This window comes from Candidatus Binatia bacterium, assembly GCA_036382395.1.
In the GTDB taxonomy this organism is placed as follows: Bacteria; Desulfobacterota; Binatia; order HRBIN30; family HRBIN30; genus JAGDMS01.
In genome coordinates this window covers 1-11,076 of record DASVHW010000232.1, presented here as the reverse complement: position 1 = coordinate 11,076, position 11,076 = coordinate 1, and the positions used below count along the sequence as shown (strand labels likewise).

General features: G+C 62.3%; 11 protein-coding genes. 9 read left to right on the top strand and 2 right to left on the bottom strand.

The annotated features are described in order from the left end of the window. Nucleotides 1-57: 57 nt before the first annotated feature. Nucleotides 58-1,224 carry an LL-diaminopimelate aminotransferase gene (locus VF515_10690; GenBank protein HEX7408098.1) on the bottom strand — a complete coding sequence of 389 codons (1,167 nt, stop codon included), beginning with the start codon at nt 1,222-1,224 and terminating at the stop codon, nt 58-60. Between the two features lie 204 nt (nt 1,225-1,428). Between VF515_10690 and folK the strand changes: the two genes are divergently transcribed. From folK to VF515_10675, 3 genes are all read left to right on the top strand, one after another. Next, a complete protein-coding gene (gene folK / locus VF515_10685; protein HEX7408097.1) occupies nt 1,429-1,989 on the top strand; it encodes a 2-amino-4-hydroxy-6-hydroxymethyldihydropteridine diphosphokinase in 561 nt (186 codons plus the stop codon). A gap of 136 nt (nt 1,990-2,125) precedes the next feature. After that, nucleotides 2,126-2,362 (top strand): hypothetical protein, encoded by a 237-nt coding sequence (locus tag VF515_10680; protein ID HEX7408096.1) that lies wholly within the window; start codon nt 2,126-2,128, stop codon nt 2,360-2,362. Between the two features lie 120 nt (nt 2,363-2,482). Continuing rightward, nucleotides 2,483-2,908 (top strand): HIT family protein, encoded by a 426-nt coding sequence (locus VF515_10675; GenBank protein HEX7408095.1) that lies wholly within the window; start codon nt 2,483-2,485, stop codon nt 2,906-2,908. Nucleotides 2,909-2,916: 8 nt separating this feature from the next. On the opposite strand, the gene VF515_10670 is transcribed toward VF515_10675, so the two are convergent. Beyond that, complete coding sequence (locus VF515_10670; protein ID HEX7408094.1) at nt 2,917-3,246, bottom strand: septum formation initiator family protein; 330 nt, start codon at nt 3,244-3,246, stop codon at nt 2,917-2,919. A gap of 67 nt (nt 3,247-3,313) precedes the next feature. Here VF515_10670 and eno point away from each other — a divergent pair, with 67 nt between their 5' ends. From eno to VF515_10640, 6 genes are all read left to right on the top strand, one after another. Continuing rightward, the gene (gene eno / locus VF515_10665; protein ID HEX7408093.1) at nt 3,314-4,594 is read left to right on the top strand and encodes a phosphopyruvate hydratase; all 1,281 of its coding nucleotides are present in this window, start codon (nt 3,314-3,316) and stop codon (nt 4,592-4,594) included. A gap of 83 nt (nt 4,595-4,677) precedes the next feature. Next, nucleotides 4,678-5,232, top strand: a complete 555-nt coding sequence (locus tag VF515_10660) for a LemA family protein (GenBank protein HEX7408092.1) — start codon at nt 4,678-4,680, stop codon at nt 5,230-5,232. Between the two features lie 5 nt (nt 5,233-5,237). Then, nucleotides 5,238-6,239, top strand: a complete 1,002-nt coding sequence (locus VF515_10655; GenBank protein ID HEX7408091.1) for a M48 family metallopeptidase — start codon at nt 5,238-5,240, stop codon at nt 6,237-6,239. Nucleotides 6,240-6,419: 180 nt separating this feature from the next. Next, nucleotides 6,420-7,013, top strand: coding sequence for a zf-TFIIB domain-containing protein (locus tag VF515_10650; protein HEX7408090.1), 594 nt, complete (start codon nt 6,420-6,422; stop codon nt 7,011-7,013). 166 nt (nt 7,014-7,179) lie between these two features. After that, complete coding sequence (locus VF515_10645; GenBank protein ID HEX7408089.1) at nt 7,180-8,439, top strand: acyl-CoA dehydrogenase family protein; 1,260 nt, start codon at nt 7,180-7,182, stop codon at nt 8,437-8,439. A gap of 1,168 nt (nt 8,440-9,607) precedes the next feature. Beyond that, nucleotides 9,608-11,076 (top strand): choice-of-anchor Q domain-containing protein (locus tag VF515_10640; protein HEX7408088.1); only part of this gene is annotated, 1,469 nt, incomplete at its 3' end.

Here is an 11,076-nt window from a genome sequence, read left to right as displayed (position 1 = left end):
CTGGGATGGACAGCGATAGGCAGCTGGTGCCCCACGGTTCAAGCCGAAACTGTTCGTTCAGCCGAGGGCCGTGCGGATGCGCGCGAGTGCTTCGCGCAACCGGTCATCCGGGACCGTCAAGGAGAAGCGGACGAAGCCCTCACCATACGACCCGTAGGCCGTTCCGGCTGCCACCACAACGTGCGCCTTCTCAAACAACAACGTCGCGAAAGCAAGGCTCGACATTCCGCGCGGCGTCGGCACCCAGAGATAGAACGTTCCGCGCGCCGGCGCGAACCGAATACCGAGCTCTGCCAGCGTCTGGAGTACAAGCGAGCGCCGCCGTTCATAGATGGCGAGCATGTTGGCTACGCTCTCGGTGCACTGAGTGAGAGCGGCGATGCCGGCAAACTGGATGGCATTGAAGACGCCGGAATCGGTGTTCTCTTTTACCTGTGAGATTGCGGCAATGAGGTCCTTGTTCCCAACCGCCATGCCGAGCCGCCAACCGGTCATGTTGAAGGGTTTCGACAACGAGTTTAGTTCTACCCCGACGTCCCTGGCCCCCGGAACGGACAGGAAGCTCAAGGGCTTTTCGCCGTCGAACACCATCTCGATGTACGGGTTGTCGTAGCAAACGGCGATTTCAAAATGCCGTGCAAACTCCACCAGCTGGTGTAGGAATGCTGGTGTCGCGGTTGCCCCGGTGGGGTTGTTCGGGTAGTTCAAAAACATGGCACTCGCCCGGCGGGCTACGTCGCTCGGGATATCCGCCAATTGTGGCAGGTAGCCATGCTCTGCACGGATTGGCACGTTCACGGGCTCACCGCCCGCAATGAGAATGCTGGCGCGGTAGGCCGGGTAGCCGGGATCGGTCATCAACACCGGCTCGCCGGCATTCACACGCGCCAGAACAAAGTGGTGACACCCCTCCTTCGAACCAATCAGGGCGAGCACTTCCGTTGCGGGGTCCAGGCTGACACCGTAACGCGTGCCATACCAGTCGGCGACGGCGCGGCGGAACGCTAGCATTCCTTTCTCTTCATCGGTCGGATACCGATGGTTGGCGGGATCGCGTGCTGCTCGGGCCAATTCTTCCACCACCGCGTCCGGCGTCGGTTCGACCGGATCACCGATGGCGAGACTGATGACGTCAATGCCCGCAGCGTGGGCCTGTGCAATCTTATTGCGTAGCTCCATGAAAAGGTACGGCGGGATCTTCTTCAATCGATCAGCGATCCGCATAGTCATCGCTTCTGCCAGTGCCAGCGCTTATGCTTTCCTTGCTTCCCCGTGCCAGATGGAACCGATCTTGCGAGAGCGCGAACGGCAGTAGCACCCTGTGGCGTGTCGAGCAAGCCTTTCCGGCCAAGTTGTAAAACCCTCTCAGACGCGATAGGAAAAGATGAACGAATCCTTGGCTGGGCAGTGCCAAGGCAAAGGCGGACTGTGGAGAGAGCCGATGCGACCCGGCGGGGCACCTCGGCGACGGGGGGAGGTTCAGGCAAGGGCATGCCCCATCGGGCATTCATCGGTATAGGCTCAAATCTGGGCGATCGAAAAGCCAATCTGGTCGAGGCTATGGGTCGAGTGCAAGAAATTCCCACTACCCGTGTCGTAAAGCAGTCATCGCTCTACGAAAGCGAGCCGCTGGGCGATGCTAAAACGTGGTTTGTTAACTGCGCAATTGAGATTGAAACAGACTGCGGCGCCGACGAGCTGTTGAAGCGATTGAAGCAGATTGAAACGGTCATGGGCCGCAAGCGTGTGCGTGGAAAACGTTGGGGTTCACGTATCATTGACCTCGACATCCTGTTTTTTGACAGTGAGATCATCAATAAGCGAACGTTGCGTGTTCCTCATCCGGAGCTCCAAAACCGGCGTTTTGTTTTGCTTCCAATGAGTGAACTTGCTCCGCAAATGATTCATCCGAAGCTCTCGGCGTCGATTTCCGAGCTGGTAGCCGGTCTTAAAGATACAAAGAAGATTCATCTGCTCCGTGCCAGTTGACAAGTCTGGGCACCTGTCGCGGTGCTTAGCCTGGCACTTGTCACAATCGTGACGCGAGAAGGTGTGGCTTGGCTTCCGCCGTGCCGGCCGGGGGCATGTCCCTTGCTGGCACGCGTGCTGCTCTATCTGAAGGCCCATGGCCGCACGCCCGTTTCCCGTTCCCACTCCGTTGGTCATTATCCTACTGGTCGTGGTGTCTCTCCTAGTTTCGGTTCCCGCCTTCCCTGCAACCTACGTCGTCGACCTCGCAGGCACCGATGCCGGTACCGGAGCTGTCGACTCGCCATGGCGCACTATCCAGCACGCGGCCACCTTGACGGTTTCCGACGGCATCCTTTTCGGCAGCAACGCCATCCAAGTTATCATCCGCTAACGTCCCTCTTGCTTCCTTCCGACCCCTGTGCCCCCGGGCGCTGTCGGCTGTCCATGTTTTGCGGTAAGGTACGGTGTCGTAGGACGGAGGAGTGAGACTGTCGGGCGATTGGAGGGTGCAGTGGCGACCGTGTTCACAAGGATAATCAATGGCGAACTTTCCGGCCGCTTCGTATGGCGGGATGAGCACTGCGTGGCGTTCCTGTCCATCAACCCGCTCAGGCCGGGCCACACGCTGGTGGTACCGCGCCAGGAAGTCGATCACTGGATTGATCTCGAGCCCGACCTGGCGCAGCACCTCATGACCGTGGCCCGGTCAGTGGGAAAGGCGCTGCAGCAGGGCTTCAATCCCGTGAAGATCGGCCTCATGATCGCCGGCCTCGAAGTTCCACACTGCCACATCCACGTGGTTCCGATTGACGCCATCCACGACCTCGATTTCGCCAATCAGGATCGCAATCCGAAGCCCGCCGATCTCGACCGCGCCGCGGACACGATTCGCAACGCGCTTCACCACCTCGGCTTTCGACAGGTCGTGGATCGGTAACTGATTGGCTACTTTATGGGACGGGCCGCGGCGGGTGTCGGTGGACCGACCCGGTACAGAACCTCGTGTTTCTTCACTAAACCAAGCCGCTCACGTGCGAGCTTCTCGATATACGAGTCGTCGGAGTGCAACCGTCGGATGCGCTCGCGCAAGTGTTCATTCTGCTGCTGCAGATCAAAGGCCGTGCGCTCGAGATCACGTTGCTCGCCGCGCATGCGCAACAGATGAACCAAACCATGGTCGCCGTAAATCGCGGCAACGACAAAAAGGACCAATGACACGACGCAGATCACCACGATCCCTTTGTGTTTGCTCGGCGTCGGCGGTAAAAGGGCCATCGTTTTTCGCGTTCGACTCGGTGTATCTTAATGGAGCCGAACGACATTGGCAAATTGAGGTGAGGCGATGAAGATCGGCAAGGTGGCGGCGCGAGAGATCCTTGATTCGCGCGGGAACCCGACTGTCGAAGTGGACGTCGTGTTGACCGGCGGCCAGCTCGGCCGGGCGGCGGTGCCGTCCGGAGCATCAACGGGGACACATGAAGCGCTCGAACTGCGCGATGGCAAGAAACGCTACGGCGGCAAAGGTGTTCTGAAGGCGGTCGAGAATGTCAACCGCGTGATTGCGCCGAAGTTGCGCGGGCGCGACGCGCACCGGCAGGAGGACGTCGACCGGTTGCTGCTCGATCTGGACGGGACGCCGAACAAGGGCCGACTGGGCGCCAACGCCATTCTCGGTGTTTCGCTGGCGGTGGCCAAGGCGGCGGCCGCCGCAGCCAAGATGCCGCTGTTCCGCTACCTCGGTGGCGTACGGGCCACGACCTTGCCGGTGCCGATGATGAACATCCTGAACGGCGGCGTGCATGCGGACAGCTCCGTGGACCTGCAGGAGTTCATGGTGGTGCCGGTTGGCGCCCGCAGCTTCGCCGACGGGTTGCGCATGGGAGTCGAAACGTTTCACGCCCTCAAGGCTGTTCTGAAGGAGAAGGGGTACTCTACTGCGGTTGGCGACGAAGGCGGATTTGCCCCGCGCTTGCAGTCCAACCAGGAGGCGGTGGAGGTCATTCTGGCCGCCATCGAGCGCGCCGGCTATCAGCCTGGCCGCCAGATCGCCCTGGCGTTGGACCCCGCCGCGAGCGAGTTCTTCGAAGGAGGCCAGTACGTCTTTCGCAAGTCCGACGGCAGCCATCGCTCAAGCGCCGACATGGTCCACTACTACCGAGACTGGGTCGACCACTATCCGATCGTCTCTATCGAAGACGGCCTCGCCGAGGACGATTGGCAGGGCTGGGGCACGTTGACCCGGGAGTTGGGACGCCGGGTGCAGCTTGTCGGCGACGACCTTTTCGTTACCAATCCAGAGCGCCTACAGCGCGGCATCGACGCGGGCGTGGCCAACTCGATTCTGATCAAGCTGAACCAGATCGGCACGTTGACGGAAACCTTGGAAACCATCGACCGCGCCAAACGCGCCGGTTACACCACCGTGATTTCGCATCGCTCGGGTGAAACGGAAGACACCACGATCGCGGATCTCGCGGTGGCGGTAAATGCCGGGCAGATCAAAACCGGGAGCGCCTGCCGGAGCGAACGGACGGCAAAATACAACCAGCTGCTGCGCATCGAAGCGATGCTCGGCCGCCGCGCCGTGTACCCGGGCCGGGCCGCCTTTGCGCACCGCCGTTGAGATCGGGGGAGCCACGGGCCTCGCGGTGAGCGGCGAGGGGAAGCGGATCGCTCAAGGTCTATAGCTGGCGGAAGGAGCGAGTCATGATCATCGCATCGATCATCATTCTTCTTCTAGTGGTGGGAGTGGCGCTCACGTACAACAGCCTGGTCAGTCTGCAGAATCGAGTTCAAAACGGCTGGAGGCAGATTGATGTCCAGCTCAAGCGGCGCCACGATTTGATTCCCAACCTGGTGGAGAGCGTGAAGGGCGCGATGCAATTCGAGCGTGACACCCTCGAACGCGTGATGGAAGCCCGCTCCCGTGCCACGGCCGCCAACGGCGTGCGCGAGGCCGCCGCTGCCGAGAACGCCCTGACCCAGTCGCTCGGGCGTCTGCTCGCCGTGATGGAGAATTACCCGACCTTGCGGGCCAACGAGAATGTCGTGAAGCTGCAGGAGGAACTGACGACGACGGAGAATCAACTGGCCTTTGCGCGACAGTTCTACAATGACACGGTCATGCAACTGAATACCCGCGAACAGGTCTTTCCCGCCAGCATCGTCGCTCTCTTCTTTGGCTTCAGGCCGGCGGAATACTTTGCCGGCGCAGATGAAGATCGCGGCACGCCGCGGGTCGATCTGTCGCTACGACCGTGACGGCGGTGACCGAAACGCCGCCGGCGGCAGCACGTGAAGCCGGCCGCCCAGAACCGGCCGCGCCTCCTGTCATTCCGGTCGACTTCTACACCCGCCAGGAACGCAACCGCCGCCGCACGCTGCTGCTCGTCTTGGGCTTCCTCGCCTTCTTTCTCGTCTTGGGATTGGGTATCGACGCGGTCTGGGGTGGCTTTCTCACGCCTGGGGGTGACCCGATTCCGGTCGTAACGCTGGTGACGAGTGTGTTGGCCGTGACCATGAGTTTCACCAGCTACTACGGCGGTGCGCGCCTGGTGATGGCCTCGCTCCATGCCAGTCCGCTGAGTCGGGAGAATCCCCAGCACCGCCAGCTCTTCAACATCGTGACGGAAATGGCCCTGGCCTCGGGACTACCACAGCCGGAGGTTTACGTGATTCCGGATCCGGCTCCGAATGCGTTGGCCACGGGACGGGATCCGCAGCACGCCGTGTTGGCGGTGACCCAAGGCCTGCTGAATGTGCTGGACCGCGAAGAGATGCAAGGCGTGGTCGCACACGAGATGTCACACATCGGCAACCGCGATACGCTCACGATGACGGTGGTGGCGGTGTTGTTCGGTGGCGCCGTGATGCTGGCGGACTGGGCTCGTCGGGCGCTGTACTTCGGCAGGGATCGACGCCGCGGCAGCCCGCTGATGTTTCTCGTCGTCGTCCTGCTGCTGGCGGTGACGCCACTGCTCTCCCGGATTCTCGCCATGGCCGTGTCGCGCCAGCGGGAGTACTTGGCGGATGCCACGGCTGCGCAGTTCACCCGTAACCCGCTCGGCTTGGCGAGTGCGCTGGAGAAGATCGGGGCGGCGACCTCTCCGTTGCAAGCCGCAACGCAGGGGACGGCACACCTGTTCATCAGTAACCCGCTCCGGCGCAATGTGGACGACCGGCAGGGCGCCTTGGCCGATTTGTTGAGTACACACCCGCCTCTGGCGCAGCGGATTGCCATTCTGCGCGCCATGGCGCATGCCTCCTAGCGGTGCTTGATGTTCGAAACTCTTCGCACTCGAGTCAAGTTTCATCTGAAACCGCATGCAGCGACCCAACACGTCCGCCGGAAGCCTCCACCCTCCGCAGGGCTCCGGAGGACGGGTCTGGAGTGCGGGCGGGGAGCGGCCCCGCCGCACCGTCGGTTCGAGGCACTGCCTCGCTAGAACATGGCGCTGACCTGTCCCCAGTGCGCCTCGCCGATGAACGAGGTGAAGGCCGAGGCGATCACGGGCTATCTGATCGTGCTCGACCAGTGCCCGCATTGCGGTGGCATATGGTGCGACCGCTGGGAGCTGTACCCGGTGACCGCAGCGGCGGCGGAACGTCTCGATGGGGTGGACCAAGCAATACTCTGGCAACTTACCGCAGAGGCGGATGCGCAGCTCGAGTGCCCGCGCTGCCGGGCGCGCATGTACCGCTTTCACGACCCGGCGATTCCGCCGGATGCCCGCATTGAACGCTGCCCGAACTGCGACGGGATGTGGCTGAATCGCGGCGAGTTGCGCCGCTTCAAAGAGCGCGGTGCGCAATTGCCCGGATCGGCGCAGGCGGCAGAGAGTCACTCCGTGAGCGAACCGCAGTTGGATCACCTGACGCACCAGGCGTTGGGCGACCCGCAATCGTGGCCGACGGTGCGCAGGCTCGATGATGTCGAGGCGCCGCAGGCCGAGGCTGATGCGGTCGAAATCGGCAGCGAGCTGAAATCGAGCGCGGTCTGGCTGATCGCGCGCGTCGCGTTGCGCCTGCTGTTGCACGTGTGAAACGATGTCGCCGGCAGGACGGCGTTGATGTCCGCCCTGCCCGGACGGGGACTGCCGCGGTTGGCGGCGTATTCTGGCAAACGGAATACGGACGGCGCGGCGTTGCGTTCGCACGGAGAGCGCGCTAAGCGCCTCGCATCTTCAGGAGACGGGAGAGACAGCACACATGATCGAGTGGAGTGAGCAGCATCTGATGATCCAGGACATGGTGCGCAAGTTCATCGCGGCCGAGGTCGTGCCGCACCTCGAACAGATCGAGCACGGGGACCTGCCGCCGTATGACATCATGCGCAAGCTGGTGAACACGTTTGGACTTAATGAGGCTGCCCGCCTGCGCTACGAGTCCGAGAAGAGGCGCGCGCTCGAAGCCGAAGGCGCTCGCGCCCGGGGCGAAACGCCTCCCCCGCGAAAGGAGCAGTCCTCCACACAGGGCGCGGGTGAGGCCATGGCCATGCAGATGGTTCCGATCATCGAGCTCTCCAAGTATTGCCCCGGTCTGGTGACCGCCATGGGCGTCAGCATGGGGCTCACTGCCGGGGCAATCATGGGCAAGGGGACCTGGAGACAGAAAGACCGCTGGGCTTTGTCGCTGCTGACCCTGGAGAAGGTCGGCGCCTGGGCCATCACCGAACCGGGTTCGGGCTCCGATGCGTTTGGCGCCATGAAGTCGACGGCGCATCGCGATGGCGACGATTACATCCTCAATGGTTCGAAGACTTTCATCACCAACGGTCCGTACGCCGACACCATCGTGTTCATCTGCAAGCTCGACCGCGGCGGAAAAGATCCGCGCGACCGCCCGGTGGTGAGTTTCATTCTCGACAAGGGCATGGAGGGTCTCACTCAGTCGAAGCCGTTACGCAAGATGGGGATGCACTCGTCGCCGACCGGGGAGCTGTTCCTCGACAACGTGCGTGCCGGACGCGAGCGGCTGATGGGGGAGAGCGAGGAAGCCGCCGGCGGGCGGGAAGGCGCCAAGTCGACGTTCGGGGCGGAGCGTTCGGGCGTGGTGGCGATGGCGCTGGGCATGGTCGAGCGCTGCATCCAGCTCTGTACTGAGTACGCGCGTACGCGGGTTCAGTTCGGCAAGCCCATCGGCGAGTTCCAGCTCATCCAGTTGAAGCTTGCCAAGATGCAGGTGGCCCGCATGAATATCCGCAACATGCTCTTCCGCCAGATCGAAATGGCGGCGCAGGGGAAAAGGCCATCGTTCGCCGAAGCCTCGGCGGGCAAGCTGTACGCCGCACAGGCAACCGCAGAGGTGTGCCTCGAAGCCGTGCAGCTTTTCGGTGGCAACGGATACATGGCTGAGTATCAGGTCGAGCAGCTCTGCCGCGATGCCAAGGCGATGCAAATCTACGGCGGCACCGACGAGATTCAGATTTCGCAGATCGCGCGCAGTATGCTGGCAGGGGAGGTTGCGTGAAACTTCAATTCCACAGAAGATCGCGTGCCGCTCCACGTCCCGCGCCATTACGTGGTGTACGCCACCCTCGATATCCAAACGCGGCCCGGGTAGCGGGGCGCCCTGTGCCCATCACGCCTGAACTGACTTAACAACTTAACTACGTCCCCATTAGGTGTCCTGTGGGGGTTCCGGTACCCCACCGGGCTTCCTCGGACTTCGGCACGGTTGCCGTAGATTTCGAAATCTTCATTCCACGTGTAGCTCAACATACTGCCACGTTGGTTTCCCGCCGTCGCCGATTCAGTCTGACGGGCCATGAACAACATAGCGCAACTTTAGTTATGACATAAGTCATTGCTGCTCGATGTAACCAAGCGTACACGGTGCATCCGGGGGCGTGTCATTAATGCGATCTCTTCGCTTCACCGGTACTACGGCGTTGATCGTTTGTGTGCTCGCCAGCTACGCGTGGGGTGTAAGCAAGTGCGTGATCGGCTGCAGAGCGCAAATGTCAATGTGCGGCCAAACCGCGCTCATCGCCCAGCTGGCGTGCAGGGCAGACTGTAGCGACAACGCTGACCCCAGGGCCTGCAGGCGGGGGTGCATGCAAACGTTCTCTGCGACGAAGCGGGACACGTGCGTGCCAGACGCCAAGTCGTGCAAAGCGAGCTGTGCGCCGGGGGCGGATCTGGACATGACCTGTCTCGGATCCTGCGGTACAGACCTGCAGAGCTGTTTACAGCCCGTCCGTCAAGCGGCGATCGCGTGCGTACTCGGCTGCAAGTCGGCGCCGGATCGCCTGACCTGTTTGCAAGGTTGCCTCGCGGCGGCTCAGGCCGACGGGACTACGTGCGGGGACGACTTTACGACGTGCGTGGGAGCGTGCGCCTCACCGGCGCCGTAACGAGATGAGCTGACGACCGCCAAGCCGCGGTCGCGCAGCATCTTGCTCAAGCGGTGGCGGCTTCAAGCCCATCTGAGGAGGGGATCATGTCGAAGTACACGAAGCGACAAAATGAGATTCTCGGCCGAATGGAGCGCACCCGGCTGCGCGCATGGATTGCGGTCGCAGCCGTGATAATCCGGACCCGGCCGCAGGCCGGCAGGCGATGAGTGAAGTACGTGCCTGGCGCCGCGCCCAAGTCGATGCGATGAGGCTAGGGAATAATGCGAGCGGAGGGACCAAATGAACACGGCTATAGCGACTCTCAAACTTCTCGCAGCATCTCGCGGGCACAGGGGAGGCGTGCAAGGCAACGAGTACATCTTTCCATTTGCCGTTACCCTGCTGGTCATGGTGGCGGCGCAGGTTACGTCGGCGGCGACCATTACCGTGAACACTACCGCCGACAACCTCACGGCCGGCGACGGTCAGTGCACCCTGCGCGAGGCTCTCGCCAACGTGAATGCCGCGGCCGATACAACCAGCGGGGATTGCACGGCGGGCACGGGCGCGGGCGATACGGTCACGTTCAGTCTCGTGCTGCCCGTCAAGATAACACTGGTTCTCGGTGAGCTGGTAATTCAGCGCGACGTAACCATCATGGGTCCAACCGCGGGCACCCTCCGCATCAGCGGCGCACACACCACCCGCGTGCTCCATATCACCACGATCACCACGGTCAGCGTGTCTAACCTGACCATCGAAAACGGCAATGCTCCCTACGGGGGCGGAATCTGGAATGGCAGCAGCATCGGCCCTGGCGGCACGGTAGCCCTGACCGACTGCACATTCACAGGTAACAAGGCCCAATATGGTGGGGGCGGAATCTATAATGGCAGCAGCATCGGCCCTGGCGGCACGGTAGCCCTGACCAACTGCACATTCACAGGTAACAAGGCCCAATATGATGGCGGGGCGATCGAGAACGACGGTACGATGAGCCTCACCAACTGCACACTGAAGAATAACAGGGCTATAGTGAGCGGCGCGGGCATCAGCAACGCTAACGCTGGCACGATGACCCTCCTCAACTGCACGCTCACGGGAAACGTAGCAATTTCCGGTCCCTTCGGGGGCCACCTCGGCGGTGGCATCAGTAACGACGGCACGATGACCCTGAGGAATTGCACGCTCAACGGCAATAGCGGCGACCATGGCGGGGGCATTTACAATGAGACTGGTACGATGAGCCTCACCAACTCCACGCTCACGGGCAACTATGCCCGGTGGGGTGCCGGCGGGGGGATCATGAATCTCAGCGCGCTCGCCCTGACCAACTGCACCATCAGCCGCAACAAGGCCTACGCCGGACCGGGCAGCTTGGGTGGGGGCGGGATCTGGCAGAACAGCGAGTTGAGCCCGGCCACGATCGTCGTGACCAACACGATCATTGCCGGCAACGGCAAGGCTGGGAATTGCGGGGGTGCCCCCCCCACCTCCAACGGCCACAACCTCAGCGATGCCGGCTGCTTTACGAGCGGAGGGACGGACCTGGTGAATACCGATCCCGTGCTGGCCCCGCTGGCCAAGTACGGCGGCCCGACCAAAACCATGGCGCTGTGCGCCGGGGCGCATCTTCCGAGTCGCTCGTGCAAGGGCGCCAGCCCGGCCATCGATGCCGGCGACGATGGCGTCACCGGCCCACCGCTGAACCTCACCACCGATCAGCGCGGCCTGCCGCGTCTATCCGGAGCGCACGTCGATATCGGCGC